Source organism: Halorussus sp. MSC15.2, from assembly GCF_010747475.1.
GTDB lineage: Archaea > Halobacteriota > Halobacteria > Halobacteriales > Haladaptataceae > Halorussus.
In genome coordinates this window covers 315,013-340,406 of sequence record NZ_VSLZ01000002.1, presented here as the reverse complement: position 1 = coordinate 340,406, position 25,394 = coordinate 315,013, and the positions used below count along the sequence as shown (strand labels likewise).

24 protein-coding genes and 1 pseudogene are annotated in these 25,394 nt (G+C 65.7%); 13 read left to right on the top strand and 12 right to left on the bottom strand.

All coding sequences use genetic code 11. The annotated features are described in order from the left end of the window. Positions 1–65: 65 nt before the first annotated feature. Positions 66–1,037, top strand: coding sequence for an NADPH:quinone oxidoreductase family protein (locus tag FXF75_RS08900; protein WP_163521536.1), 972 nt, complete (start codon positions 66–68; stop codon positions 1,035–1,037). Positions 1,038–1,163: 126 nt separating this feature from the next. On the opposite strand, the gene FXF75_RS08895 is transcribed toward FXF75_RS08900, so the two are convergent. The 5 genes from FXF75_RS08895 to FXF75_RS08875 form a co-directional block, all read right to left on the bottom strand. After that, complete coding sequence (locus FXF75_RS08895; RefSeq protein WP_163521535.1) at positions 1,164–1,478, bottom strand: HalOD1 output domain-containing protein; 315 nt, start codon at positions 1,476–1,478, stop codon at positions 1,164–1,166. A gap of 93 nt (positions 1,479–1,571) precedes the next feature. After that, a complete protein-coding gene (locus FXF75_RS08890) occupies positions 1,572–2,222 on the bottom strand; it encodes a helix-turn-helix domain-containing protein (RefSeq protein WP_163521534.1) in 651 nt (216 codons plus the stop codon). Positions 2,223–2,368: 146 nt separating this feature from the next. Beyond that, positions 2,369–3,079, bottom strand: a complete 711-nt coding sequence (locus FXF75_RS08885) for a 6-hydroxymethylpterin diphosphokinase MptE-like protein (protein WP_163521966.1) — start codon at positions 3,077–3,079, stop codon at positions 2,369–2,371. 105 nt (positions 3,080–3,184) lie between these two features. Further along, entirely contained in the window at positions 3,185–4,336 is a 1,152-nt protein-coding gene (gene folP, locus FXF75_RS08880) for a dihydropteroate synthase (protein ID WP_163521533.1), read from the bottom strand. 50 nt (positions 4,337–4,386) lie between these two features. Beyond that, on the bottom strand, positions 4,387–4,884 hold the full coding sequence (locus tag FXF75_RS08875; RefSeq protein WP_163521532.1) for a hypothetical protein: 498 nt from the start codon (positions 4,882–4,884) through the stop codon (positions 4,387–4,389). 193 nt (positions 4,885–5,077) lie between these two features. Here FXF75_RS08875 and FXF75_RS08870 point away from each other — a divergent pair, with 193 nt between their 5' ends. The 4 genes from FXF75_RS08870 to FXF75_RS08855 all read left to right on the top strand — a co-directional run bounded on the left by FXF75_RS08870 (position 5,078) and on the right by FXF75_RS08855 (position 9,897). Then, positions 5,078–7,222 (top strand): NERD domain-containing protein, encoded by a 2,145-nt coding sequence (locus FXF75_RS08870; protein ID WP_163521531.1) that lies wholly within the window; start codon positions 5,078–5,080, stop codon positions 7,220–7,222. Positions 7,223–7,551: 329 nt separating this feature from the next. Continuing rightward, the gene (locus tag FXF75_RS08865) at positions 7,552–8,154 is read left to right on the top strand and encodes a hypothetical protein (protein WP_163521530.1); all 603 of its coding nucleotides are present in this window, start codon (positions 7,552–7,554) and stop codon (positions 8,152–8,154) included. After that, on the top strand, positions 8,151–8,912 hold the full coding sequence (locus FXF75_RS08860; protein WP_163521529.1) for an RNA methyltransferase: 762 nt from the start codon (positions 8,151–8,153) through the stop codon (positions 8,910–8,912). The genes FXF75_RS08865 and FXF75_RS08860 overlap by 4 nt, the downstream gene beginning before the upstream one ends. Positions 8,913–9,075: 163 nt before the next feature. Further along, the gene (locus tag FXF75_RS08855) at positions 9,076–9,897 is read left to right on the top strand and encodes a phosphatase PAP2 family protein (RefSeq protein ID WP_163521528.1); all 822 of its coding nucleotides are present in this window, start codon (positions 9,076–9,078) and stop codon (positions 9,895–9,897) included. 513 nt (positions 9,898–10,410) lie between these two features. Here FXF75_RS08855 and gatE read toward each other — a convergent pair. From gatE to FXF75_RS08830, 5 genes are all read right to left on the bottom strand, one after another. After that, entirely contained in the window at positions 10,411–12,282 is a 1,872-nt protein-coding gene (gene gatE / locus FXF75_RS08850) for a Glu-tRNA(Gln) amidotransferase subunit GatE (RefSeq protein ID WP_163521527.1), read from the bottom strand. A gap of 67 nt (positions 12,283–12,349) precedes the next feature. Further along, positions 12,350–13,144, bottom strand: coding sequence for a hypothetical protein (locus FXF75_RS08845; RefSeq protein ID WP_163521526.1), 795 nt, complete (start codon positions 13,142–13,144; stop codon positions 12,350–12,352). Positions 13,145–13,213: 69 nt separating this feature from the next. After that, entirely contained in the window at positions 13,214–14,710 is a 1,497-nt protein-coding gene (locus FXF75_RS08840) for a PH domain-containing protein (protein WP_163521525.1), read from the bottom strand. Then, entirely contained in the window at positions 14,707–15,171 is a 465-nt protein-coding gene (locus tag FXF75_RS08835; protein ID WP_163521524.1) for a PH domain-containing protein, read from the bottom strand. The genes FXF75_RS08840 and FXF75_RS08835 overlap by 4 nt, the downstream gene beginning before the upstream one ends. A gap of 201 nt (positions 15,172–15,372) precedes the next feature. After that, positions 15,373–15,522: a hypothetical protein gene (locus FXF75_RS08830; protein WP_163521523.1), complete on the bottom strand. Its 150-nt coding sequence runs from the start codon at positions 15,520–15,522 to the stop codon at positions 15,373–15,375. Positions 15,523–15,610: 88 nt separating this feature from the next. On the opposite strand from FXF75_RS08830, the pseudogene FXF75_RS08825 reads away from it, so the two are divergent. The 3 genes and pseudogenes from FXF75_RS08825 to FXF75_RS08815 all read left to right on the top strand — a co-directional run. Continuing rightward, positions 15,611–15,916: pseudogene (locus FXF75_RS08825) on the top strand (ABC transporter ATP-binding protein); the annotation flags it as partial. A gap of 41 nt (positions 15,917–15,957) precedes the next feature. Then, complete coding sequence (locus FXF75_RS08820) at positions 15,958–16,797, top strand: hypothetical protein (protein ID WP_163521522.1); 840 nt, start codon at positions 15,958–15,960, stop codon at positions 16,795–16,797. Positions 16,798–16,986: 189 nt separating this feature from the next. After that, positions 16,987–17,688, top strand: a complete 702-nt coding sequence (locus FXF75_RS08815) for a TMEM165/GDT1 family protein (protein WP_163521521.1) — start codon at positions 16,987–16,989, stop codon at positions 17,686–17,688. 1 nt (position 17,689) lies between these two features. Here FXF75_RS08815 and FXF75_RS08810 read toward each other — a convergent pair whose 3' ends face one another. Next, complete coding sequence (locus tag FXF75_RS08810) at positions 17,690–18,085, bottom strand: hypothetical protein (RefSeq protein WP_163521520.1); 396 nt, start codon at positions 18,083–18,085, stop codon at positions 17,690–17,692. A gap of 170 nt (positions 18,086–18,255) precedes the next feature. Next, complete coding sequence (locus FXF75_RS08805) at positions 18,256–19,671, bottom strand: aspartate ammonia-lyase (protein WP_163521519.1); 1,416 nt, start codon at positions 19,669–19,671, stop codon at positions 18,256–18,258. Between the two features lie 282 nt (positions 19,672–19,953). Here FXF75_RS08805 and FXF75_RS08800 point away from each other — a divergent pair, with 282 nt between their 5' ends. From FXF75_RS08800 to FXF75_RS08780, 5 genes are all read left to right on the top strand, one after another. Next, positions 19,954–20,574, top strand: coding sequence for a hypothetical protein (locus FXF75_RS08800; protein ID WP_163521518.1), 621 nt, complete (start codon positions 19,954–19,956; stop codon positions 20,572–20,574). A gap of 138 nt (positions 20,575–20,712) precedes the next feature. Further along, positions 20,713–22,089, top strand: a complete 1,377-nt coding sequence (locus FXF75_RS08795) for an ABC transporter substrate-binding protein (RefSeq protein WP_163521517.1) — start codon at positions 20,713–20,715, stop codon at positions 22,087–22,089. A 27-nt stretch (positions 22,090–22,116) separates the two neighbouring features. Next, entirely contained in the window at positions 22,117–23,235 is a 1,119-nt protein-coding gene (locus FXF75_RS08790; RefSeq protein ID WP_163521516.1) for a carbohydrate ABC transporter permease, read from the top strand. Beyond that, entirely contained in the window at positions 23,232–24,173 is a 942-nt protein-coding gene (locus tag FXF75_RS08785; protein ID WP_163521515.1) for a carbohydrate ABC transporter permease, read from the top strand. The genes FXF75_RS08790 and FXF75_RS08785 overlap by 4 nt, the downstream gene beginning before the upstream one ends. Before the next feature lie 49 nt (positions 24,174–24,222). Further along, the gene (locus FXF75_RS08780; RefSeq protein WP_163521514.1) at positions 24,223–25,386 is read left to right on the top strand and encodes an ABC transporter ATP-binding protein; all 1,164 of its coding nucleotides are present in this window, start codon (positions 24,223–24,225) and stop codon (positions 25,384–25,386) included. Positions 25,387–25,394: the final 8 nt, after the last annotated feature.

Sequence of the window (25,394 nt, the reverse complement as noted above, 5' to 3'; positions counted from 1 at the left end):
AGACGAACCGGAAAAAACAGACCACGATGTGAGAGTTTATCCGGCTCGCGCTCGAAGCCGAACCCATGCGTACAGTCGAAGTGACCGAGTTCGGCGACAGCGACGTACTGGAACTCACGGACGCGGAGAAACCGGAACCGGCCGAGGGCGAGGTCCGCCTCGAAGTCGAGGCCGCGGGCGTCAACTTCGCCGACATCATGCAGCGTCGAGGCCACTACGTCGGCGGCCCGGAACCGACCTACGTCCCGGGCATGGAGGCCGCGGGGACTATCGACGCGGTGGGCGAAGGGGTCCAGCACGAGGAGGGCGACCGAGTCGTCGCCATGACCGGCCGAGGAGCCTACGCGGACTACGCGCTCGCCGACGCCGACTCGCTGTTCGAGGTGCCCGAGGCGATGTCGTTCGCCGAGGCCGCCGGGTTCCCGGTCCAGTTCCTGACCGCCCACGCGGTCCTCCACGAGTGGGGCGAACTGGAGGAGGGCGAACGCGTCCTCGTCCACGCCGCGGCGGGCGGGGTCGGCACCGCGGCGGTCCAACTCGCCAGCGCGGCGGGCGCGGAGGTGTTCGGCACCGCCAGCACCGACGAGAAACTCGAACTCGCCGAGCGACTCGGCTGCGACCACCCCATCAACTACGAAGAGGAGGACTTCCGGGAGGTCGTCGAGGCAGAGACCGACGGCGAGGGCGTGGACCTCGTCCTCGACGGCGTGGGCGGCGAGACGTTCGCGCGGAGCATCGACGCGCTCTCGCACTTCGGGCGAGTCGTGGCCTACGGCGCGGCCAGCGGCGAACCCGGTGAGGTCAATACGACTCGACTCCTCTTCGAGAACAAGTCCGTCGTCGGCTTCCACCTCGGTAACGCGACCCAGCGCGACCCCCAGCGCATCCTGCAGTCGGTGCCCGAACTCCAGCAGATGCTCGCCGCGGGCGAGTTGGAGGTCGTGGTCGGCGAGACGTTCCCGCTCGAAGACGCCGCCGAGGCCCACACCGCCATCGAGAACCGCCAGACGGTCGGCAAGGTCGTCTTGGAACCCTGAGTCCGGACGCGGCTACACGACCTTCTCAGCGGTGCGCCCTCCTCCGTTCTTTCGTATTATCTCGAGAGAGGGACGACCATCGCGTCGCCACGTGTGCAGGCCACATCGGAAGTCGTCAGTTCGGCATCACTCCGGTTCGTAAACGGCCACTGTTCCGTCCTTCTCGACACAGACGCGATGGCCTTCGTAGTCGAAGACGATGTACCCTCCACCGTCGTCCGACGTCCCGCACCACCTCCCGTCGAAGAGCGCGTCCAGCGCGTCGGGGTCTACCGCCGCGTAAATCGGTTTCAGTTCGGTCTCCCGACGCCCCACGACCGAACTCATCGCCCGAACGACGGCTTCGGTCGTCGTCTCGCCCTCGCGCTGCTGGTAAACGCCCGCGGGGTCGTTGGCTGACTCTGCGGCGTCGCTAGTCGTTCGTTCGTCGTTGAGATTCATCGTACCACTGAAACCGCCTTCGGTACTTGTTCCGTCTCACCGAAAGGTCCGGGGTGGTAGCACTACCACCGTTTTATGGGGTCACCGAGGGGGTCACTCGTCGTGGACGAGCGTGTTGGCGAGCAGATTCCGGTGGCCGCGGCGGAGGCGGGCGGACAGGGCGTTGCGCGAGATGTCGAGTCCGTCTGCCAGTTCGGTCAGCGTCGTCCGTCGCGGCACCTCGAAGTAACCCGCGTCGTACGCCGCAGTGAGCGCCTCCTGCTGTTCGTCCGTAACGTCGTATTCGGCCCTCTCCTGCGGGTTCTCCGCGTGGTACACGCGTTCGAGTCGGAACGAGAAGTCGTTCGAGACGCAGAAGTCGTGGAACTCCGAGAGCGCGTCTCGGCTCGGAAACAGGACTTTGAGCTGCCACGACTCCTCGTCGCTCACCGCCTCCAGAATCGTCGCCTTCGCGTCGGAGGCGGCAGTCAGGAGGTTCGCTCTGCCCGACTGCCACGTGACGCGGTAGAACCGCTCGTCGCCGTCTTGCTCTTCGAGCGTCAGGATGTCCTGAATCGTCGGGTCCTCGCGGAGACCCCGCTCGAACGCATCGAACTCCCCGCCGGTGGCCCAGAAGTACGGGGTGATGCGCTCGGTCCCCGCGACGACTCGCTTGATTTCGATTCGCATACCCGGCACGTTCGTGAGGGTATCGGCCAGTACGAACTCGCTCGCTGGAACGGTTAGCTCCGCCAAGACGCTCATTTCGGGTCAGCTCTACTCGGGGAACGGGACGCAGCGACAAAACTGTCCGCGCCGATTCGGCGTCGGGGAACGGGCCGTATCGGAACCTGTTCCTCCCAAGTCGGAGTCCCGCACGTCTTCTCGCGTCGGTAACCTGCGCTATCCCTTCACCCCGGGAACTCGCTGACGTCGATTCCCTCGCGGCGACCGTCCAGCACCTCGAACCGCTCGTCGCGCCTGCGTTCGAGCCAGCGGAGCAGGCGCTCGGCCCACTCCAACTTCTTCGCCTTCATCTCGTCCACGTCCGGGTCCTCGAAGTCCCACCCGACGAAGACGAGTCGGTCCGCACCGAGCGCGTCCGCGAGGAACGCGGCCCGGTCGCCGTCGGTGAACCCGCCGAAGTTCCGGACGTGGGCGACCGGTCGGGCCTGCGTGGTCGGCAGGACGCTCTCGGCGTCGAACTCCGGAACCCACTCGCGGACCGCGGGGACGTTGTCGCCGTGGGCGTGGGCCGCGACGGGCGTGCCCGCCTCGGTCAACTCGCGGGCGGTCTCGGGGTTCTTGTCGAGGTCCGTGACCATGCAGTCCACTCGGACGTCCGCCTCACGGAGGTCGTCGGCGGCGGTCGAGGCCGCGAACACGGCGTCCGCCTCGCGGGCGCGGTCGAGTTCGTCCGGGCGACGGGGGTCGTCCGGGTCGGTCAGCGAGGGACCGGCCCCCGCGACGGCGACCGTCTCGCCCGACACGTCGAGACGCGAGCGGTCGAACTCGCGGGTCAGGTCGGCCAGCGCGTCGCGGGCGCGTTCGTCGGCCTCGCGGTCGAATCCGAAGTCGTCCAGTATCGACTCGTAGACGGGTCTCCACGTTTCGTAGTTCATCATAGAACCGTCTGAGCCGGAAGTTCGCTGGCAAGTACCCCTACCCGCGAGCGCCCTTCCGGCTTCCCAGTCGCGGATTCTCCCTCCCCCGGCATAAGTTTTCTCTTAACGTTCCGGCTCACTGACGGCATCGAGGACCGCCGCGAGGCGGTCGGTGACCTCGCCGGTCTCGCCCGCGTACGACCGGAGGCGAGCGAGCGCGGCGGGCGTCCCCGCGAGCAGACTGCCCGCGGCACCGGACGCGAAGACGACTCCGGTGTCGGCCGCGACCGCCGCGAGAGTCTCTCGTTCGGCGTCGGAGAGTCCCGAGAGTTCGAAGAGCCGGGTCGTCGTCTCGTCGGCGAACTCGGCGTCCGCCCCGATGCGTTCGAGGTGGCGCGACGCTTCGCGGGCGGTGGACACGTCCAGTTCCTCCACGCCGACGCCGTCGGTCCCGTCGGCCAGACGGTCGCGGGCGAACGCCGCGCCGATTCGGGCGGCGTCTCTGGTCTCGGCCACGTCGTGGGTCCGGACGACGTGCGCGCCGCGCTCGACCGCCATCGAGGTCGCGGCCAGCGAGACCGGCAGGGCCTCCTCGGTGGACCGGCCCGCGAGGTCCCGGAGGAAGTTCTTCCGGTTGATGGAGACCAGAATCGGCTGGCCGAGACCGCGGAACTCCCGGAGGCGACGGAAGGTCTCGCGGTCGTCGTCCAGCGTCTTGGCCTCGGACCACCCGCCGAACGCGGGGTCCACGATGGTCTTGTCGGTCAGCCCCTCGCGTTTCAGCGCCTCGTAGATGTCGTCCGGTTTCTCTATCGCACCGGGGCGTTCGAGGTCCGGCGGACTCGCCATCTTGGCGACCGCGGCGTCGTGGTCCCGGCACACGTCGGGCATCCGGGGGTCGGCGAAGCCGCAGATGTCGTTGACCATGTCGAACCCCCGCGAGAGCGCCTCGTCGGCGACTTCGGCGTACCGAGTCTCGATGGAGAAGACGGCGTCGCCCGAGACGCTCTCGATGGTCTCGACCGCGGTGTCGAGGCGGTCGAGTTCCTGTTCGGCCGAGAGGACCTCGAAGCGTTTGTTGGCCGATTCGAGGCCGACGTCCACGATGTCCGCGCCCTCCGCGATGAGTTCCGAATCGACGTACTCGGCGGCCTCGCCCGGGTCGTCGTAGACGCTCGGGTCGTAGGGTGACTCCTCGCTGACGTTCAGCACGCCCATTATCCGCGGCGGGTAGTCGTCGCCGATGCCCAGCCCCGCGGCGGTGACGTTCTGCATGTCCGGAACGCGGGGGACGCAGCCTAAAAAGCCGGGCGTTTCGGCGACGATTACAGGTACTGCCCCTCCAACTCGCTGACCACGACTGGGAACGTTTCGGTGCACTCCTGTCCGGCGTACTGAATCGTCGCCGTCACGGATTCGGGAGTCACGTCGCGCAGGTCGTCGTACTCGACGGTCGGCTCCGAGACGACGGTTCCGTCCCTGTTGCGCATGGTGGAAATTCTAACTTTCACCGCGAGACCGTCGTCGGGGTGTTGGCCCACCGCGTATCCGGCGCTCTGGTCCTCGTCGAGTCGGGACTCGACCGCCTCGGCGACTCGTTGCTGTCCGAGGTTCGCGCACTCGGTCTTCGCCCATCTCTCGAACGGCATCGTCCTGTAGGCCGAGTCGCGCTCGGGCGGGTCCGCGTCGTCGGGCGACAGATACGCCACGTACCGAATGGCGTGGTCGTCCGGCAGGTACTCGGTACCAGCGGGCGGTTCGACCTCACCTTCGACCGAAACGGAGGCGGCTCGCCCCGGTTTACCGCGCCGACAGTCGGTCATGCGGGTCGCTACGGCCCAAGTCCGCCTAAGCGTTCGGACGTGCTCGACGCGACCGACAATCGGGACCGAAGACGGAGGGGCGGCGGACAGACCGGGCCGGAAGACTGAGGTGGTATCGCCGACGCACTGCGGCGAAATCGCCCTCCGGCGGAAACCTCAACGTTTAACTTATCGTTACACAGCGGAATAGAACATGAACTTCGTCTCGTCGGGCTATCGGGCCGACCACTCGGGGGCCGACGCCGAGCGCGAGGTCTGGAATCGGCTCAAGTCGGCGTTCGGTCCGGGCGACGCGGGCATCGCCTACCATCGGTACCCCATCGTGGACCGGACCGCCGGGGAGTACGACCGCGAGATGGACTTCCTCCTCTTTCTGCGGGACGCTGGCGCGGTGGTAATCGAGTGCAAGGGCTACCAGATGGACCACGTTCGGGCTATCGAGGGCGAGAAGTGGATTCTCCGCGGGACCGCCCAGTCGAGCGCCGCGCCGTACTCGCAGGCCCGCGACCAAGGGTTCAAACTGCTCTCGCACTTCACCAAGGAACCTGACCTGATGGACGAACGACACAACCACAAGGTGTCGATGAACCCCCTCGTCGCGCTCCCGAACATCACTCGGGAGGAGTGGGAGGCCCGCGGATTCCACGAGGGACCGAGCGCGCCGCCGGTCCTGACCGCCGACGACCTCACGCCGACCGCGCTCCGCGAGCGAATCCGGTCGCTCCCGGGCGACGGTCTCACCGACGACGAGTACGAGGCGGCCCGCGCCGTCCTGAGCGGCGGCCAGCCAATCAGCGGCGAGCGAAGTCCGAACCTCAAGGACGAGGCGACCAAGGGCGGCCTGTACGAGCGCGTCAAGAAGGGACTGAACAGGTTGGACGAGAAGCAAGAGGAGGTCGGCCTCCAGATTCCCGACGGTCCCCAACAGATTCGTGGCATCGCGGGGTCGGGCAAGACGGTGCTGATGGCGAAGAAGGCCGCCCGGATGCACGCCGCCCACCCCGAGTGGGACATCGCGCTCACGTTCCAGACCCGGAGCCTCTACGAGACCATCACCGAGAAGGTAGAGCGCTACTACGCGTTCTTCACGTCCGACGACGCCGACCCGAACTGGGAGAAGTTCCACGTCTTCCACGGGTGGGGCGGCCGGAAGCGCCACGGTCTCTACTACCGCATCGCGCAGGAGGCGGGCGTCACGCCCCGGACCTACGGCGACGCGCAGGACGAGTTCGACGACGAGGACGGCAACCTGCTCCACTCGTGCTGTCTCGAAGTGCTGGAGGAGGGCGTCGTGCAGGAGTCCTACGACGCCATCCTCATCGACGAGGCACAGGACTTCGACCCCGGTTTCTACAAGCTCTGTCGGGCCGCGCTCCGCCTGCCCAAGCGACTCGTCTGGGCGTACGACGAGGCCCAGAACCTCCAGACGCTCTCCGCGCCGAGTCCGACGAACGTCTTCGGCACCGACGAGGCGGGCGACCCGGTCGTGGACCTGCGGGGGTCCTACGAGGGCGGCGTCCAGAAGAGCCAGATTATGCGGAAGGCCTACCGGACCCCGCGGTCGGTCCTGATGCTGGCCCACGCGCTCGGGATGGGTCTCCTCCGCGACGGCGGCGCGGTGCAGGCCATCACGACCAAGGAGGGCTGGGAGAACGTCGGCTACGAGGTCGAATCCGGTGACTTCCGGAAGTACGGCGAACCGGTCGAACTGGTCCGGCCGTCGGAACACTCGCCCCATCCCCTCGCTGACGAGACGGCGGCCAGTCCGTTCGCCACGTTCCAGTCGTTCGCCGACCGCGACGACGAAATCGAGTGGGTGGCCGACCGCATCGCCGAGGACGTGGCCGACCACGCTCTCGCCCCCGAGCGAATCATGGCGGTCCCCCTCGGCGAGTACTGGACCTCCAAGCAGACCGGCGAGCGTCTGGCCGACGCGCTCGACGCCCGCGGCGTGACCGCGAACCTCGTCTGGGAGGGGAGCAAGGACGTGTTCGCCGAGGAGGGCGCGGTCACCGTCTCGCGGGTCAACCGCGCGAAGGGGAATCAGGCCGCGATGGTGTACGTCCTCGGCGTCGAACACGTCGAAGACGACTCGCGGCGCGCGGACCTCGTCCAGCGGCGCAACGAGGCGTTCGTCGCTATCACCCGGACCGAGGCGTGGTGTACCGTCACCGGGACGGGCGACGACGAACCCGTCTTCCACGAAATCGAGGACATCACCAGACAGGTCTCGTGGTTCGACCCGGCCCTCACGTTCCCCGCCCCTCACCCCGACGACCTCGAACGCGAGATGGACGACGGCTCGCAAGCGACGACCATCGACCAGTTCGCCGATTGAGGTATTCCGTTCTCCACGAAACCTGTTGGATACCTTTCGTATGGGTGGGTTGCTTAGAGACTGACAGACCTCTACGTCGGCGTGCGCTGGCGCGCCCCCATCGCGTCTACCGCGCGAGGGTGAGCATCGCGAGGAGCGTAGCGACTGAGAAGCGCAAGCGGTTAGGGAGGTGCGAGGCTGTCGCGGTGCGGTCGCGGCGCTGTGCGGTAACTCCTCGGCTCAAGGAGTAGCTAGCTACTGCTCGGGCACGTGACGACCGCACTCCGAGACTGACGAGACGCGCGTAGAACGCGCTCTTTTTCACCTCCGAACCCCAACCTACCGAGCAAATGGGCAAAGTCAGCATCGGGCTTCGCGGCTGGCGGTTCGACGAGGACGAGGTGTTCACCGAGGACGGCGAGTTCCGGCCGATGGACGAGATTCCGAAGGGTCCCCGCAAGCGACTGATTCGGTTGCAGGCGCTGGTCAACGCGCCGTGCGACGCCTGTTGGCTCATCCACGGCGACGAGAACGTTCACGAGTGCAACGTCGCGGAGGTCGTCTACGGCGAGGCGCTCGGCGAGGTGGTCCTCTGCGCGGACCACGAACCCGACTTCCTCTACTGGTTCAGCGAGGCGGGCGGCAGTCAGTTCAAGGGCGAACAGGAGCTACAGGACGAGTTCCACGAGTGGTTCCTCGACGGGGGACGCGCGCCGGATGGGTACGGCGGCGTCGAGCACGTCGAGACCGACCCCGAGGACGTTCCGGAACCGCCCGAACCCGACCAGGAGGAACTGAACGTCGACGTCCCTGAGGACGAGCAGAAGCGTATCGACCTCCGGAACATGGACGAGGGCGAGAGCGGGGACGGAAGCGAAACCGCCGACGAAAGCGCCGAAGGAGGCGACGAGGACCTCGACGACCTCGACTTGGGCCGGGACTACCCTTCATGAAGCCGCCCGCAGTCGCCGTCGTGGAACCGAAGACGCCCGGTAACATCGGGACCATCGCGCGGGCCATGAAGAACTTCGGCATGCACGACCTCAAACTGGTGAACCCGCCGGAGTTCGGCCGCGACAGCGAGGCGTACGGCTTCGCCGGGCAGGCCCGCGAGGACATCCTCCCGAACTACGACGACGTGACGTTCGACCACCTCGTGGAGAACTACCACACGGTCGGTCTGACCGCGACGACCAACGAGGACGCTCGCAAGCACCGGCGCTTCCCCTTCAAGACCCCCGACGAGTTGGCCGACAGCCTCCGGGACGTCGAGGCCCCGACCGTCCTCGTCTTCGGCCGCGAGGACAACGGCCTGACCAACGACGAGATGGCTCGCGTGGACGAGGTGTGTTCGATACCCGCCAGTTCCGACTATTCGTCGCTGAATCTGGGACAGGCAGCGACCGTCACCCTCTACGAACTCCGGGACCTCACCGTCGAGGAGACGCAACTCCCCGACGTGGTGCGCGAGCGCGCCGACGAGACCGAAATCGAGGGGTTCTACGACCACTTCGGCGAGTTCCTGAACGCAATCGACCACCCCGAGGAGAAGCGTGCGAAGACGCTCCGACTCGTCCGACGACTCTTCGGTCGCGCCCACCCGACGGGCCGGGAGGTCCGGACGCTTCGGGGCGTCCTCCGGCGAGCCATCTACCACGCCGCCGACGGTAAGAAATCAGACGAGAATCCTGCGACTCCGGACCACGAGTAGGCGTTTCGCCCGAACGGTTTTCACCCTCGCTCACGATACTTTCTGCAGTGAGAACAGCGGGGGGTTCGAGTAGTGCTAAACTATCACATAACACGGTCTACGTCGCGTTCCCGGGCAGAAAGTCAAATCTTTTATCCTATCGGTTCGTAACCTATCCACGACTATGTTTGCCTCCCTGCCTCTCGGTACGCAGTTCACCCTCCTCGTCGCGGTCCCGAGCATCGCGGCCATGCTCGTGGGCAAGCGACTCTTCCTCCCGGACGAGCGCTTCCGCACGCTCCTCGTGGACTTCCTGAAGACCGACTGGAAGTATCTCGGCGTGGCGTGGGTCGTCACGGAAATCGTGAACACGCTCGCGCTCCACTTCCACGTCGCCCGGACGTTCACCGGGGCCATCTACGCCGTCGAGGGCGCGACCGTCGCGGCGTTCCAAGCCTTCGCGGTCGTCCCGCTCACGGTGCTGGCGACCGGCGTGTACCTCGTCGGATTCCCGTTCATCGTGCTGTTCACGTACTTCAAGCTGAAGGCTCACGACGAGGAGGAGGCCCACCGCTACGCGCTGGCGTACATCATCGTCGTCGTGACGGCGGTGCCGTTCTTCCTCCTGTTCCCGGTGAAGGTGTCGTCGCTGTACCTCTCGACGGTCGAACCCCTGATGTACGAACTCAGCCCCGCCATCCAGTACGGCATCTTCTCGACGGACACGCTCGTGAAGGCGTTCCCGAGCCTCCACACCGGCCTGTCGGTGCTGGCCGCGCTCTACGCCCAGAAAGCCGACACCCGGTACGCTTACACCGCGACGGTGCTCGCGGTCGCCATCGTGTTCTCGACGCTCTACCTCGGCGTCCACTGGGTGACCGACGCCGCCTTCGCGGTCCTGCTGGTCTGGGTGGCCTACAAGCTCTCGCGCCGGGTCAGCGACCCCCGATGGTCGGTCGTCTCCCGCGAGTTCGTCTCGGGCGTTCGGCGGTACGCCCCGCTGTAACTCCGAACACCACGCGTCCGACGTCGTCCCCGTTCGAGACTCGGCCGCATCTCTGACCGGACCTGTCGTCCGTGTTTACCCCGTCATAATATTCTTGACCGACCACGTCGAAATATGGACTATGTCCCGTGGTGAGTTCGTTCCCGTTCGTCTCCTACTGTTGGTCTTCGTCGGATTCGTCCTGCCGGTTTACGGGTTGACGACGGACCAAGTGGCCTACGTTTTCTACGGTTCGGTATTCGGTGGAGTCCTGTTCGTCGTGCGGTGGCGGTGGTGGGAACCGTTGCAGTCGTACGTTACGAACGCCGAACGCAGATGATGATATCACGGACTCCATCCGGTATCCCGAATCGAATCTGTGGAACTGGTGGTACTCAGTTAGCAATCGAAATCGTCGGTGAGGCTCCTCGACTCGTCGTCAGTTCGTCGTTGGGAGAGTAGAGTAGTCAACAGAGGGTGCGGAGTTAGGGTACTCTCTCACGGGACGACCGGAGTCAAAGCCGTGGATAGGTCTCAGGCGCGCTTCTGAATCTCCTCGCGGAGAATCTCGCTCACGAGGTCGCCGTCGGCCTTGCCGCCGAGCGCGCCCATCGCCTCGCCCATCAGTCCCGAGAACGCCTGCATGCCCTGCTCTTCGACCTGTCCCTCGTTGCGCTCCACGACCTCGACCACGGACTCGCGGACCTCGTCCTCGGCCGCGCTGCCGAGGCCCTCCTGCTCGACGGCTTCCGCGGCGGTCAGGTCCGGGTTCTCGGCGAGCGCGGTCAGCACCTCGCCGACGTTCCCCTTCGCCGTCTCGCCCGCGGCGACCAGTTCGAGCGTCCCGAGGAAGTGGTCCTCGGACAGGTTCTCGACGGGCACGTCGTCGCGCCGGAGTTCCGTGACCGTGCTCTCGACGGTCTGGGCGGCGAGCGTGGCGTCCGCGCCCAATTCCGCGACGGCGCGTTCGAAGAGGGGCATGCGCTGGCCGTACGCGACCTGCTCGGCGAGTCCGGCGTCGAGACCGTACTCGTCCTGATAGCGCTCGACCTTCTCGGTCAGGAGTTCGGGCGTCTCGACCTCGCTCGGGTCGGGTTCGACCGGCGGCACGTCGGTCTCGGGGTACATCCGGGCCGCACCGGGAAGCGGGCGGAGGTAGCGCGTGGTGCCGTCCTCGTTCGCGCCGCGGGTCTCCTCGGGAACACCGTCGAGGGCGGTCTCGGCCCGCTCCGCGGCGGCGTCGATGGCGAGGTCGGCGGTCTCGGGGTCGGCGGCGACGATGGCCACCGCGTCCTGTTCGCCCGCGCCGACCGCCTCGCGGAGGGCCGCGACCTCCTCCTCGGTCACGCCGTAGGCCGGGAGTTCGTCGGTGTGGAAGATGCCGCCAGCGCCGTGGCGCTTAGCGTGGTCGGAGAGTTCCGTGCCGAGGCGGCGGTCCGGTTGAATCTCCGCGCCGACCAGTCCGTCGAAGCCGTAGAGGGGGACCGCCGTGACCTTCCCGCCAGAGTCCAGCGCGCCGCGGATGACGCCCGAGTCGGTGTCTGCGAAGGCGTCGGTCACGTCCTGCACGTCGCCCACGCTGGCGTCGCGCTCGCGGAGTTCGTCGCGGAGTTCGAGCAGGCGGACCTGCCGGTGGACCTCGTTCTCGACGAGGTCGTCGATGTCGTCGAGGCTCTGGACGCCTTTGACCTCCACGCGAGCGCCCTCCTCGATGGAGATGTTCACGTCCTGCCGGATGGTGCCCAGACCGCGCTTGACCTTGCCGGTCGAGCGCAGGAGCATCCCGATGGTCTCGGCGGCCTCGCGGGCCTGCGCGGGCGACCGGATGTCGGGCTTGGTGCCGATTTCGACCAGCGGGATACCGAGGCGGTCGAGGCTGTATAGGACGCCGTCCTCGCGCTCCTCGACGCGCTGGGCGCTCTCCTCTTCGAGCATCAGGTCCTCGATGCCGACCGCGCCGTCGCTGGTCGAAATCTCGCCGTCGGAGGCCATCAGCGTCGAGCGCTGGAACCCCGACGTGTTCGACCCGTCCACGACGATTTTGCGCATGACGTGGGCTTGGTCCACCACGTCCATGTCCAGCAGTTGCGCGATTTCGAGCACGACCTCTTGGGCCTCGTCGTCCAGTCGGTGTGGCGGTTCGTCGTCCTCCTCGACCAGGCAGGTGGTGTCGTACGAGAGGTACTCGAACTCGCGGTCCACGCGGCTCTCTTCGAGCGCCGCCTCGTCTATCTCGCCCAGTTCGCTCTTGGTCGGGTGGAGGAAGCGCGTGAACCGGTGGTCGGCCTCCTCGGTTTCCCGGAGTTCGGTCGGACAGTTGCAGAACAGTTTGGTCTCGGTGTCGAGTTGCTGGTGAATCTCCAGTCCCGCGACGAGGCCGAGTTCCTCGTAGTCGTGTTCGGTCATTACTCGCCACTGGGACCGCGAAGGGTAAAAAACCGTTCAGTCTCGGCGAGCGTCGAACCGACGACCGCTACGGCGACTCGACGCGAAGCGTGAACCCGTCCCACTCGAAGGTGGTTACCGGCGGTTCGGTTCGATTCTCTATTTCGTAGCTCTCCGCGAAACGATACGTCCCCCTCGGGAGACAGTCGCCCTCGTTCAGCGGACTCCCCCAGACGCGGACCTCGACCGACGCGGTCTCTCCGGGGTCGAGCGTCACGTGTTCCATCACCGCAGCAATCGAGACGGTGACGTCCGGCCGCCAGCAGTCGGACGCGACGCGCTCGTAGTCCCGGGGACGCTCGTAGAACGACCCCGGAGCGAGCAGGGCGAGACCGGGGTCCTGATTCTCGCTGTAGACGGCCGAAAACGCGGGCCGGTGGCCCGACCCGACCTGTCGCGCGTCCGCCGCCTCGTTCGTCACGGACACGCGGACGACCGCGGTCGATTCGGTGGTGACGGTCTGCTCGACCACCTCGACCGCGAACGACAGGTCCGTTCCGTCCGGTGCGGCCGCGACGTCAGCGACCGAGACGCGCCGAAGTTTCGCCGACGTGGGCGCGGTCGTCGCGCTCTTCGAGGATTCTGACCGTCGCTCCGCCGTCTCGGAGCGTGCTTCCGTCGATTCGGACGCGGTCCGCGTCTCGGTTCGGAGTCCTTGCGTCTCAGATGTCTCTGCCGGGGACGTTGCTGTCGGAACTGTCTCCGTCGAGTCGAAACCAGTCGTCACCTCGGGTTCAGACTGCTCGGGGGACGCGCATCCGCCGAGACCGACGCCGACCGCGGTGGTTAGCGTCGCGAGCAAGTCACGTCTTGACCGACTCACGGCGGAGAAGTGGTATCGGTATGACAAGTGTGTTTCGGAGGTGACTCGGTCGCCGCGTGTGCCCGACGGTCACTCCGGGTCGGAGCGACCGCCCAACCCGGCGTCTTCGGTCCGCCGTTCCGCCAGACGGTCCTGTAGCTTCTCGCCGACGAACTCCCGCAACGCCGTCGCGTCCGCGGCGTTCAGGTCCACCGCCGCGGCCGCGCCGCCCGCAGAACTCGCGGTGTCGATTACGACGTCGGCCAACTGCCACCGTTTCCGTCGCTGGAAGAGCGTCTGGGTCTGGATGACGGTTTGGACCCGGTAGTAGGGCACCACCTTCGTCGTCCGCGTCCAGAACCCGTTTCGCGTGAAGACGTGGTCTTCGCCCGTCGCGTAGCCGCGGTTGCGCCACTTGAGGTGGGCCGCCACGGGGGCGAGGAGGACGAGTGCGAGCGGGGTGAACGGGACGTACCACGCGACCGATTGCCCGGTGATTAGCCAGAGGACCGCCAGCACGCCGACCAGTGCAGCGACGCCCAGCGCGAACCGAATCGCGTACCGGGTCCGCGCTCGCTCGGGCGGGCGCTCGAACGCCGGCAGGTCGAACGTCTCCACCTCGCGGGCGAGTCGAAGCACTCGCTCGCGGGTCGCCAGCGGAATCGCGGCCTCGGACCCCTGCGAGGGCGACTGTCCCGGCCCGTAGCCCGCCGTCTCGACGGCGAGCGTGGCGTAGCCGAACCGCCGCATCAGGAGGTTGGCGTCGAGCGTGAGCGTCTGGACTTTGGCCAGCGGAATCGACCCGTCGTATCGCTGGAGCAGGCCGCGCTCGTACCGGAGTTCGTCGCCGACGCGCGTGAGTCGGAAGCCGTAGTATCGGGCGAACGTGACCGCGGCGCTGACCGCCCAGAGCGCGACCGTGAGGAACGCCGCCAGCACGAGACCGCCGAACACCGCGAGTTCCGCCACGCCGGGCACGAACGGGAGCGCGGCCGGGCCGAACGCGAGCAGCGAGACGTACCGGAAGTCGAACGAGAGCGCGCTCAACAGGGCCAGTTCCTCGGTCCGGAGTTCGAAGAGTTCCTCGGTCTCGTCGCGCTCGTCGGCAGTCGCGGCGTCGGGTCCGTCTTCTGATTCCTCGCCCCGCTTGCGGCGCTGAATCTCGCGCTGGAGGCGCTTGGCCTCGTCGTAGCCGACGTACCGGAGGCTGGCCTCGGTCCCGCCGCCGCCCGCTGTCTCGAGGTCGAGGACCGAGACGCCGAGCGCGCGCTGGACCACGTTACGCGAGATGTCCACGTTCTGGATGCGACCGAGCGGAATCTCGCGGTTGCGCCGCGAGACGACTCCCGAGGCGATTTCGAGACCCTCGTCGGTGAGTTCGTACTCGAACCGGCGGTAGTAGGCGACCTGCCAGAGCGCGGCGGCGACGACGCCGAGGGCCGCGAGACCGACCAGCGCCGGTCCCGCCAGCGGGAAGGGGAGGACGTCGGTCCCCGTCAGCGATTGGCCGACGAAGAACAGCATGATGCCGACGCTGATGCCCCGCGAGAGCGCCCGGTAGGGAATGGATATCGGGTGAAGCTTCATACCGCGTCGGACTCGCGCTCGCTCTCGATGGCGAGGCGACGGAGTTGCTCCTGCAGGTCGTCGGCGCGTTCGGGCGTCAGCCCCGGAATCGTCACGTCCGCGCCGCGGGACCCGGCGGTGTAGACCACGACGCTCGCCAGTCCGAGCGTGCGCTCGACCGGACCGCGCTGGGTATCGACGTGCTGGACGCGGACGAAGGGGACGACCGTGTTCACCCGCGTTAGGACGCCGCGTTCGAGGTAGAGGTCGTCCTCGCGCACCTCGAATCGCCAGACGCGATACCTGAGGACCGCGAAGAACACCCCCAGCGCGAGCGCCACGGCCGCGACGGCCAGTCCGACCCAGACGCCGACGCCGAGTGCGAATCGGTCTATCACTGTCGCGACGACACCCACGACGACTGCGGTCACTACTGCGCCGACGCCCCAGGCGAGGCGGACGCGCGGATTCAACACTTCCATGCATGGGGAAACTCCCTCGCGTCCGATAAGTTCCCCGTCTGCGCTCGCAACGGCGGCGGGTACGCTCCGAGCAGTCTCGTCCCCGGTTCAGGTCACGACCCGACTTCACCAGAGAAGCGAGTCCACGACGGAGAAGAGGAGCGCGGGAACGACGAACGCGACCACCAGTTCGATTCCGGCGACGAACAACAGGAAGACCGTCTACTCGGCGACGGCCCGGAGGTGGCCCGCCGTCGCCGCTCGGCGGACGCCCAACAGTAGTCCGACGAGCGTGACTGCGACGACGACGAGGACCGCGGCTATCAGGAGCAGGGCGAATTTGAGGAGGCCGAGCAGTCCACCGAACAACATCGCCTGTCAGGACGACGGCCAGTCGGAAGAAAGCAACTGGCGGTGTCGCAGAACACTCCCGGACACTGCTGCTGATTCGCCAAGGCCCGCGGTGGACACCGAGACCGAGATGCTCATCCAGCGGTCCATCGACGAAATCGCGGCCGACCGCACGATGTTCGTCGTCGCCCACCGCCTCTCGACGGTGCGTGACGCCGACGCGATTCTCGTCGTCGAAGACGGGCGCATCGTCCAGCAGGGAACGCACGAGGAAGTGCTCGCGGCGGACTGTCTCTACGCCAACCTCCGGCGGGTGCAGGCAGGTGAGATAGACCGACTGCCCGACGAGTTCGTCGAGCGGGCCAGCGTCCGCGTCGCGCGGGAGGGAATCGGAAGCGGGGAGCCGACCGACTGACCTCCCGGAGATTTATGTCGGCCGTTCGTGAAGCTCAACGTATGGGAAGCGAGCGCGAGGATAGTCTCTCGACCGACCGGAGTGTCTCGCCGGACCGGGATACTCCGACCGAGGGAGATACTTCGAAGGACCGCGACACCTCGGCTGGCCGAGATACCTCGCCGGACCGGGGTTCTTCCACCGAGCGGTCCGCCTCGTCACGCCGGGTTCACGTCCGGAAACTCGACGCGGTCGATACCCTCCGGTGGTCGTGGCACGCGTTGACCGACAGGCCCGAACTCGTCGGTCTCGTGTTCGTCGTCTCGGTCCTCACTGTCGTCACGCCGGACGGCGTCTCGCGGACCGCAGTCGGCGAACCCCCTCAGGTCGCCGACTGGGCGTGGCCGGTGTACGTCGCGCTCGCTCTCGCTGTCGCGCTCGTCTGGGGCGTCACCTACGCGAACGCCGACGCCGCCGTCGAGGAGCGTCCGACGTCGCTGGTCGATAGCATCACCAGCACCGCGACCCGCCTCCCGGCGTTAATCGTCACGGCGGTCCTGATGTGGCTGGTCACGGCGGTCGGGTTCCTGCTTCTCGTCCTGCCCGGCGTCTATCTCTTTCACCGACTCGTGTTGGCGTACCCGGCCTGCGTCATCGACGGGAAGGGACCGCTCGCCAGCCTCAGAGCGAGTTGGCGCGCGAGTCGCGGGAACGTGGGGAAACTGTTCGCGGTCGCGTTCACCTACCTCGCGCTCGTCGGCGCGTCGAACGTGCTGTCCGGCCTGTTCGGCCGGGGAACGCTGGCGAGCGGGGTCGTCTCCGCCGGACTCGCCGCGGGCGCGATTCCGCTGTTCGGTCTCGCATTCGGCCACCTCTACCTCGAAAGCAGTCGGAACTGGTAGTTCGGTCCCCGTGCAGTTTCGCCCCAGTCTTGTTCGCCCGACTTCGCCCACCGTTTCGCGGCCAAAATACTATTTAGAAGGGAAGGACTTTTACTTTAGACTCGTCTAATTCCTCCCAACGATGGTCTCTGGAACTGCGGTTCCCTCTCGCTACCGACCGCCCGACCCTCCTGCGGAGGTGCCAACTCGATGACCGGATGGCTCGAAATCCTCGTGGTGGCGTTCACCGCGCAGTTGGCCGTCCTCCCCGGCGAGAAGGTCCAGTTCATCATCGCGGGACTCTCCACGCGCTACAACCCGTGGGGCGTCGTCGCCGCGGCCGGGAGCGCGTTCGCCGGGTGGACCGCGCTGGAAATCTGGCTGGGTAGCGCGCTGAAGGGTGCGCTCCCCACCGTCTACCTCGACGTGTTCACCGCCGTCCTGTTCCTCACGTTCGCCGTCCTCCTCGTTCGGTCCGCCCCGGAACCGGGCGAGTCCGTCGCGGAGACCGACGGGGGCGTCGCGGCCGCGAACGAACTCGACGTGTCGGTGATGGGCCGCGAGGTTCCGAACGTCGTCGGCGGCTACCTCCCCATCTTCGCCATGATGGCGGCGGGGGAGTTCGGCGACAAGACCCAACTCGTCACCATCGGACTGGCGGTCCGGTTCGGGGCCGAACCCGCGATTTGGGCGGGCGAGATGTTGGCCATCATCCCGGTCAGCATCGCCAACGCGTTCTTCTTCCACAAGTTCTCGGGCAAGTTCGACGTGCGGAAGGCCCACTACGGCGGCGCGTTGCTGTTCCTGTTCTTCGGTCTCGACACCGTGTTGTCCATCCTCACCGGGTTCTCGGTCTGGGAGACCGCGGTCGGGACGGTCGCCGGCGCGATTACGGCCGCGCTCCCGGTCTGAGCTACCGCCCCTCGAACGCGTTCTCGATTCGCTCGCGCACGTTCTCGGCGGTCCCGGCGTTCTCGTGGTCTTCGTCTAACTCGAAGGCGGCGAGCGCGTCGGTCACCGCGGTGGCCTCCGCGCGGGAGAGTTCGAGTCGCTCGGTGTCGTCGGGGTCGTTACTACCGAAGATAGCGTCGTTGTCGAGCCATCCGGTGTCGTCGCCCGCCGCCATCTCGCCCTTCTCGACGCCGCGGTGTTCGTCGAAGTCGAACTCGGCCGCGAGGTGGTCCTGCACGTTCTGGATTCGCATGCCGCGGTCGCCGGATGCGGTCATCTCCTCGTCGGACAGCGCGGCGATGACCACTCGTGCCTCGTTCCGCGTCATTTTGAAGGAAGCGGTATCCCGGTCGCTCATGCGTGATGACACGGTCGCCTGACTGATACGAGTGGCGGGCGTTTCGAAGCCGCGAGTCCCTGTCGTCGTCCGCCGATTCGGAATCGGAGGTGTCGCCGTCGAACTGGTCCCCGTGTCGTCTTCGAGTTCGGTTTCAGAAAGAAAAACGGGGTAACTGGTGGCGGGGGTCCTCAGTCGTCGCGACCGAGGATGCCGCGATGGGTCATCGCCTCGGGGTCGATGACCTCCTCGGCTTCCTCCTCGCTGAGGTAGCCCTTCTCGACGACGACTTGCTTGACCGTCTTGCCCTCCTTCAGGGCGGTCTTGGCGGCGTCGCTGGCCTTGTCGTAGCCGATGTGGGGGTTGAGCGCGGTGGCCAGTGCCATGCTCTGTTCGACCTGCTCCTCGCAGTGTTCCTCGTTGGCCTCCAGTTTCCGGACGAACTTCTCGCCGAACACCTCCGAGGCGTTGGCGAGCATCTCCGCGGACTGGAGGAAGTTGTGGGCGAGGACCGGTTTGTAGAGGTTGAGGTCTATCTGGCCCTCGGCGGCCCCGGCGCTCACGGCGGCGTCGTTGCCCACGACCTGCTTGTGGACCTGATTGACCGCCTCGGCGACCACGGGGTTGATTTTGCCGGGCATGATGGAACTCCCGGGCTGGTTCTCGGGTTGTTCGAGTTCGCCGAGACCGTTCCGCGGGCCGGAGGCCAGCAGGCGGAGGTCGTTGGCTATCTTGTTGAGCGACCCCGCGATGGTCCGGAGCGCGCCGTGGGCCTCGGACATCGCGTCGTGGGCGGCCTGCGCCTCGAAGTGGTTGTCGGCCTCGCGGAACTCGACGCCGGTCTCCTCGGAGATGTACTCGGCCGCCTTCTCCGGGAAGTCCGGATGGGTGTTGAGACCCGTCCCGACCGCGGTGCCCCCGAGCGCGAGTTCCGAGAGGTGGTCGCGCACGTAATCGATTCGGGAGAGACCCTTCTCGACCTGCGTCCGGTAGCCGCCGAACTCCTGTCCGAGGCGGACCGGCGTGGCGTCCTGCAGGTGAGTGCGACCGGTCTTGACCACGCCGTCGAACTCCTCTTCCTTGGCTTCGAGCGCCTCGCGGAGCGCGTCGAGCGCCGGGAGCAGGTCCTTCTCGACGGCTTCCAGCGACGCGACGTGCATCGCGGTGGGAATCACGTCGTTGCTGGACTGGCCGAAGTTGACGTGGTCGTTGGGGTGAATCTCGCGGGTCCCGACCTCACCGCCGTAGATTTCGGTGGCGCGGTTGGCGATGACCTCGTTGGCGTTCATGTTCGTGGAGGTGCCCGACCCGGTCTGGAACACGTCCACCGGGAACTGGTCGTCGTGGCGGCCCTCGATGACCTCGTCGGCGGCCTCCACGATGGCGTCGGCCTTGTCCTCGGGAATCAGTTCGAGGTCCCGGTTGGCCTGCGCGGCGGCCTTCTTGACGACTCCGAGCGCGCGGACGAACCGGCGACCGAACGTGATTCCCGAGATGGGGAAGTTCTGGAGCGCGCGCTGGGTCTGTGCGCCCCAGTAGGCGTCCGTCGGGACCTGCATCTCTCCGAGACTGTCCTCCTCTATCCGGTAGTCCTCGTCGTTAGTCATACGCGTCGAAGTTGGTCCCCTCCGGGCGTAAAACCCTCCGGAACGCGCTCGGGAGCGCGACGGCAGTCCGGAGGCCCTCCGAGAGGAAGCGTATCTTCGTTCGACGACTGTTGGCGACGCCGGTACCGTACTGACTGGGACCGTGACGGTTGGACTCCGCGTACTGATATAGACGACGGTAAACTGGCTATCTCGTGATAGAGTGTCTGTAAAGACTCGCCAATTTTTATTTCTAGTATCCTAGCATAGATTTAAACTCTCGGGGAGCATAACCACGTGTGCATGCAGGGTGATAACAAGCGGCTCGACCGGCGAAGCGTCCTCAAGACTATCGGTGCGACTGCCGTCGTCGGGACCGGACTGACCACGACGACCGGAACCGTCGTCGCCGAATCCGACCGACTCGCCCGTAACTACGGCAACGAGCGCAGACTGCGAGTCGCGTTCGAACAACACGGCGAAGGAGTTCGTCAACAGTTGGTGGACGCCGGGTTCGTCAGCAAAGGATTCGACTTCGACGAGGTGAGCCTCGGCATCGACCCGGACGTGACCGGACTGGAACCGACCGCGGAAGACCGACTCGCTGGCGTTACCGGTACCGTGGAGGAGGGGACGGTGACCGCGCTGGGTATGGCGTCCACGAGTAGCGACACCCACGACATCGGCCTGTACGTCCAACCGGAGCGCGACGAAGCCTACGCGCTCGTCGAACCGAAGAACGGCGACAAGCGGTTCATCGTCACCGACTCGGGAGTGACCCCGCAGGGGTGTAGTTACACGAGCTGCGTCGAGGAGTGTTGTTCGGAGAACTACAAGAAGCAGAACACGTACAACTGCGACCAAAACTGCACGGATTGCTACGTGTACTCCACCGATTGCGCCTGTTCGGACGACGTCTGTTAAGCGGACGGTCTCCTTTTTTTCGATAACCGGCAGAAAGCAGAGTGCTAGCTGTTACTGGTCCGATGTTTACTCGATACTGCATTAATTTTAACAACCTTTAAGTGGCTTCTGGCTGATGCACACATCTAGGCCTACAGTATGACAGATGCCAACGAAGGTTCCGACGTTTCTCGACGCGACTATCTCAAAGTAGCCGGTGCTGGTACCATCGGTGTCACCGGACTGGCCGGTTGCATGGGTGGCGGCGGCGACGGCGAAGCGACGACGACGGAGGACGAATCGACGACCGAGTCGGACGGGTCCGACGAGGAAACGACGACCGAGCAGGCGACCGACTACAACAAGCTCGAGGTTCAGCACTGGTGGACCGGCGGCGACGGTAACAAGGCCGTGACCGCGCTGTTCGAGGGCTTCAAGGAGAAGCACCCCGACATCGAGGTCAACCAGAATCCCGTCCCCGGCGGTGGCGGTCAGAACCTCAAGACGGTCATCAAGAAGCGGGTGCTGAACAACGACCCGCCGAGTTCGTGGCAGGCGTGGCCCGGCGCGCACCTCCAGCCGTTCGTCGATGCCGACAAACTCAAGGACATCGGCGACTCGGTCTGGTCGAAGAACGGCATGAAGAGCGCGTACAAGCAGGGACCGAAGGACGCCGCCAAGCCCGGCGGGAAGTTCGTCACGGTCCCCCTCAACATCCACCGCCTCAACAACCTCTTCTTCAACAAGAGCGTCGTCGAAGAAGCGGGTGTGGACCCGTTGTCCATCTCGAAACCCAGCGACGTCGTGGCGGCGATGAAGAAGGTCGAGAACAACACCGACGCGGTCGGGATGGCCCACCAGACCAAGTCCGCGTGGTCCACCTCTCAGCTCTGGGCGCAGGTCCTGCTCGGCGAGTACGGGAAGGACACCTACGTCGCCTTCACCGAGGGCAAGGTCGAGGAGAACAAGGAGGCCATCAAGGACTCGCTCAGCATCGTCAAGAAGTACAAGAACTACTTCAACGACGACGCCGGTTCCATCTCGTGGACCGAAGCGAACAAGAAAATCATCAACGGCGAAGCCGCCTTCTTCCACCAGGGCGACTGGGCCGCGGGCATGTACCGCTCGCAGGACGGCTTCGAGTTCGAGTCCGAGTGGGGTCAGGTACCGTTCCCCGGCACCGACGGTATCTACGCGCTCAACATGGACTCGTTCCCCTTCCCGAAGAACAACCCTTCGCCGAAGGCCACGAAGAAGTTCCTGCAGTACTGTGGCTCGGTAGACGCTCAGGAGCGGTTCAACCCCAAGAAGGGGTCCATCCCGCCGCGGACCGACGTCCCCAAGGACAAGTTCGGGCCGTTCCTCAGCCGACAGATGGACGAGTTCGCCAACTCCGAGGCGCAGGTCAAGTCCATCGAACACGGTCTCGCACTCCCGCCGGAAATCAAGAGCAACTACGGCGACGCGATGTCCACGTTCACGTCGAACTGGAACGTAGACAAGACCTACGAGCAGCTGAAGCAGGCGTTTAACTGAAGGAAGCCTCAACTGTCCCTTTTTCACATGCAACGACTCAGAGACGTACTCCGACGGACAACCCCCGGAGAAAACGATACGAGCGGGGAGCCTCGGACGGACGGCGGTGAGCCGACTCACGGTCCGCGACCCTCGTCAGAACGCAATCCCGGAGGCGGCGAGCAGACCGCGGATTCCGGCGGTTCGTCGGCGCTTCGCACCGACGGCGGAGCGACCGTCAGCGGCGAACCGACCGAATCCGAGTCACGGACCGGGCGGTCGCTCCTGTCGAGCGACTTCGTCCAGTCGTTACCGTTCTGGTTGCCGCCGTTCCTGTTGATGGGTTTCTTCGTCTACGGAGCTATCGGGTGGAACCTCGTCATCTCGCTGACCGACTTCGAGGGGCTACTGCTGCCGGAGTACGCGATTTCGGAGTTCGACCTCGAGATGTACCGTCAGGCGTTCTCGGACCCGTCGTTCTGGACCGCGGCCCAGAACACGCTGGTCCTGTTGGTGGCGTTCACCGCGGTCTGCCTGCTCGTCGGCCTGCTGCTGGCCATCCTCGTGGACCAAGAGATTCGGTTCGAGAACACCTTCAGAACAATCTATCTGCTGCCGATGAGCCTGTCGTTCGTCGTGACGGCGAAGTTCTGGGCGTGGATGTACAACCCGGAAATCGGGTTGGTAAACGTCACGCTCCGCCAGTTCGGTCTCGACTTCCTGACGATGCAGTGGATTTCGAACCCCGACACCAAGTTGGCGGCAGTCATCTTCGCGCTCATCTGGCAGTTCTCGGGGTACGCGATGGTCGTGTACCTCGCGGGACTCCGCGCGATTCCGACCTCTCACTACGAGGCCGCGAAGGTGGACGGTGCGAGTACCGTCAAGATGTACTGGCGAGTCATCCTGCCGCAACTTCGCGCGTCCACCATGAGCGCCGCGGTGGTGCTGATGGTGTTCGCGCTCAAGGCGTTCGACTTCCTCTACGTGATGTTCGGCAACAACCCCGGTCCGGCCGCGGACATCCTCGCGACGCTGATGTTCCGGGAGGCGTTCGGGTCGAACAACTGGGCGTACGGGTCCGCCATCGCCATCGTGCTGTTCGGCATGGCGCTGGCCGTGGTGACACCGTACCTCTACAGCGAATACCGACGAGGTGAGCTATGAGCAGTCCGCCAGCCAATCCGAATCCGGAGGACCACACGCGCAGGGAGCGAATCGAGCGTGCGATGCGAGAGACCGACCGAAACAGAGTGGCGCTCTACGCCGTTCTCGCCGGTCTGGTCGGGTTCTACCTCGCACCGCTGGAAGCGGGGCTGATGACCGCCTTCAAGACGACCGAAGCGTTCAACCGGACGGTCCCGTTCCTCCCGCCCATCTTCGGCGGGTTCACGTTCGAACCGTGGCAGATAGCGTTCGACGCGATGTCCGGCGCGCTGATAAACAGCCTCCTGCTGGCGATTCCGGGAACCGTCCTCTCGGCGGGTCTCGGGAGCATCGCCGCGTACGGACTGACGACCATCGACTGGAAGTACCAGATGCCGCTGGTCGCGCTGTTCGTCGCGGGCATCTTCATCCCGTATCAGGCGGTGCTAGTGCCGCTGTCGAGGCTCTACGCCATCGTGAACACGCAGGAACTGCTGTCGTTCCTCTGGGGACTCCCGCTGATGCACGACCACTACGCGAGCATCATCAACCTCATCGTGACACACGTCGCGTACGGGATTCCCATCACGTTCCTGCTGTTCCGGGGGTACTACCGGTCGCTCTCGGACGACATGATAGAGGCGGCGAGACTCGACGGTGCCAGCGTGTTCAGCATCTACCGCAACATCGTCCTGCCGCTCTCGAAGCCGATGTTCGCGGTGACGCTCATCTACCAGTTCACCCAGATATGGAACGACCTGCTGTTCGCGCTGGTCATCCTGCCGTCGGGCGGCGGCGCGGCCGCCCCGGTGACTATCGCACTCAACAGCCTCACGGGCGGTATCGTGGAGTCGTTCAACACGCAGATGGCGGGCGCGTTCGTCGCGGCCCTGCCGACGCTGCTGGTGTACGTCATGTTTGGCGAACAGTTCGCGAAAGGAGTCGCGGGAGAAACGTAGCAATGCACGTAACAAAGCTTTACACTACTCTACAACGGAGGACGGAACGATGGCGGAACTGACCCTAGACGGGGTAACGAAGTGGTTCGACGACGGCGGCGACCGTATCGTCGCGGTCAACGACGCCACCGTCGAAATCGAGGACGGCGAGTTCCTCGTGCTGGTCGGTCCCTCGGGCTGTGGCAAGTCCACGACGCTCAGGATGGTCGCCGGACTGGAGACGGTCTCGCAGGGCGACATCCGACTCGGCGGTCACTCGATTACCAACGAACCGCCGACGGCGAGGGACATCGCCATGGTGTTCCAGTCGTACGCGCTCTACCCCCACATGACCGTGCGGGAGAACATGAGCTTCGGGCTGGAGGAGTCCACCGACATGCCCGACGACGAAATCGCCGCGCAGGTCGAGCAGACCGCCGCGATGATGGGCATCGCCGAGTTGCTCGACCGCAAACCCGGCGAGTTGTCGGGCGGTCAGCAACAGCGGGTCGCCCTCGGACGCGCCATCGTGCGCGACCCCGAGGTGTTCCTGATGGACGAACCCCTCTCGAATCTGGACGCGAAACTCCGCTCACAGATGCGGACGGAACTCCAGCGGTTACAGGAGGAACTGGACGTGACGACGATGTACGTCACTCACGACCAGACAGAGGCGATGACCATGGGCGACCGCATCGCCATCCTCAACGACGGCGAACTCCAGCAGGTCGGTACGCCGCTGGAGTGTTACCACGAACCGGAGAACGTCTTCGTCGCGGGGTTCATCGGCGAACCGTCGATGAACTTCTTCGACGTGGACCTGGAGGGCGACAGCCTCGTCGCCGAGGAGTTCGAGTACGCCCTCTCGGACGACGTTCTCGCCGACGTGGAGGGCCACGACCGACTCGTCCTCGGCATCCGACCCGAGGACATCGAACTCGTCGGCGAGGGCGACGGTCCCCACGACTTCCGGACGCAGGTGGACGTCGTCGAACCGATGGGCAACGAGAACAACGTCTACCTGTCGTTCTCCAGCGCAGTCGGCGGGGAGTCACCGGACGACGACGTAGAGACGTTCATCGCCACCGTCTCCGGGATGCGGAACGTCGAGAGCGGACAGGAAGTCGTCGCGCGAATCCCCGAGGAGGCGATTCACGTCTTCGACCGCGACACGGGTGAGGCGTTGCACAACCGCGAGTTAGAGCGGACCGAAGTCGCACAGGCGAACTTCTAACCGCGGTT

Excerpts from the sequence above, each read along its gene's own strand:
- FXF75_RS08895 (WP_163521535.1), bottom strand. The coding sequence starts at position 1,478 with ATGAATCTCAACGACGAACGAACGACTAGCGACGCCGCAGAGTCAGCC.
- FXF75_RS08780 (WP_163521514.1), top strand. The coding sequence starts at position 24,223 with ATGGCGGAACTGACCCTAGACGGGGTAACGAAGTGGTTCGACGACGGC.
- FXF75_RS08840 (WP_163521525.1), bottom strand. The coding sequence starts at position 14,710 with ATGAAGCTTCACCCGATATCCATTCCCTACCGGGCGCTCTCGCGGGGC.
- FXF75_RS08800 (WP_163521518.1), top strand. The coding sequence starts at position 19,954 with ATGCAGGGTGATAACAAGCGGCTCGACCGGCGAAGCGTCCTCAAGACT.
- FXF75_RS08860 (WP_163521529.1), top strand. The coding sequence starts at position 8,151 with ATGAAGCCGCCCGCAGTCGCCGTCGTGGAACCGAAGACGCCCGGTAAC.
- FXF75_RS08820 (WP_163521522.1), top strand. The coding sequence starts at position 15,958 with ATGGGAAGCGAGCGCGAGGATAGTCTCTCGACCGACCGGAGTGTCTCG.
- FXF75_RS08890 (WP_163521534.1), bottom strand. The coding sequence starts at position 2,222 with ATGAGCGTCTTGGCGGAGCTAACCGTTCCAGCGAGCGAGTTCGTACTG.
- FXF75_RS08865 (WP_163521530.1), top strand. The coding sequence starts at position 7,552 with ATGGGCAAAGTCAGCATCGGGCTTCGCGGCTGGCGGTTCGACGAGGAC.
- FXF75_RS08790 (WP_163521516.1), top strand. The coding sequence starts at position 22,117 with ATGCAACGACTCAGAGACGTACTCCGACGGACAACCCCCGGAGAAAAC.
- FXF75_RS08875 (WP_163521532.1), bottom strand. The coding sequence starts at position 4,884 with ATGACCGACTGTCGGCGCGGTAAACCGGGGCGAGCCGCCTCCGTTTCG.
- FXF75_RS08795 (WP_163521517.1), top strand. The coding sequence starts at position 20,713 with ATGACAGATGCCAACGAAGGTTCCGACGTTTCTCGACGCGACTATCTC.
- FXF75_RS08885 (WP_163521966.1), bottom strand. The coding sequence starts at position 3,079 with ATGAACTACGAAACGTGGAGACCCGTCTACGAGTCGATACTGGACGAC.
- FXF75_RS08830 (WP_163521523.1), bottom strand. The coding sequence starts at position 15,522 with ATGTTGTTCGGTGGACTGCTCGGCCTCCTCAAATTCGCCCTGCTCCTG.
- folP (WP_163521533.1), bottom strand. The coding sequence starts at position 4,336 with ATGCAGAACGTCACCGCCGCGGGGCTGGGCATCGGCGACGACTACCCG.
- FXF75_RS08810 (WP_163521520.1), bottom strand. The coding sequence starts at position 18,085 with ATGAGCGACCGGGATACCGCTTCCTTCAAAATGACGCGGAACGAGGCA.
- FXF75_RS08900 (WP_163521536.1), top strand. The coding sequence starts at position 66 with ATGCGTACAGTCGAAGTGACCGAGTTCGGCGACAGCGACGTACTGGAA.
- gatE (WP_163521527.1), bottom strand. The coding sequence starts at position 12,282 with ATGACCGAACACGACTACGAGGAACTCGGCCTCGTCGCGGGACTGGAG.
- FXF75_RS08855 (WP_163521528.1), top strand. The coding sequence starts at position 9,076 with ATGTTTGCCTCCCTGCCTCTCGGTACGCAGTTCACCCTCCTCGTCGCG.
- FXF75_RS08815 (WP_163521521.1), top strand. The coding sequence starts at position 16,987 with ATGACCGGATGGCTCGAAATCCTCGTGGTGGCGTTCACCGCGCAGTTG.
- FXF75_RS08870 (WP_163521531.1), top strand. The coding sequence starts at position 5,078 with ATGAACTTCGTCTCGTCGGGCTATCGGGCCGACCACTCGGGGGCCGAC.
- FXF75_RS08805 (WP_163521519.1), bottom strand. The coding sequence starts at position 19,671 with ATGACTAACGACGAGGACTACCGGATAGAGGAGGACAGTCTCGGAGAG.
- FXF75_RS08785 (WP_163521515.1), top strand. The coding sequence starts at position 23,232 with ATGAGCAGTCCGCCAGCCAATCCGAATCCGGAGGACCACACGCGCAGG.
- FXF75_RS08835 (WP_163521524.1), bottom strand. The coding sequence starts at position 15,171 with ATGGAAGTGTTGAATCCGCGCGTCCGCCTCGCCTGGGGCGTCGGCGCA.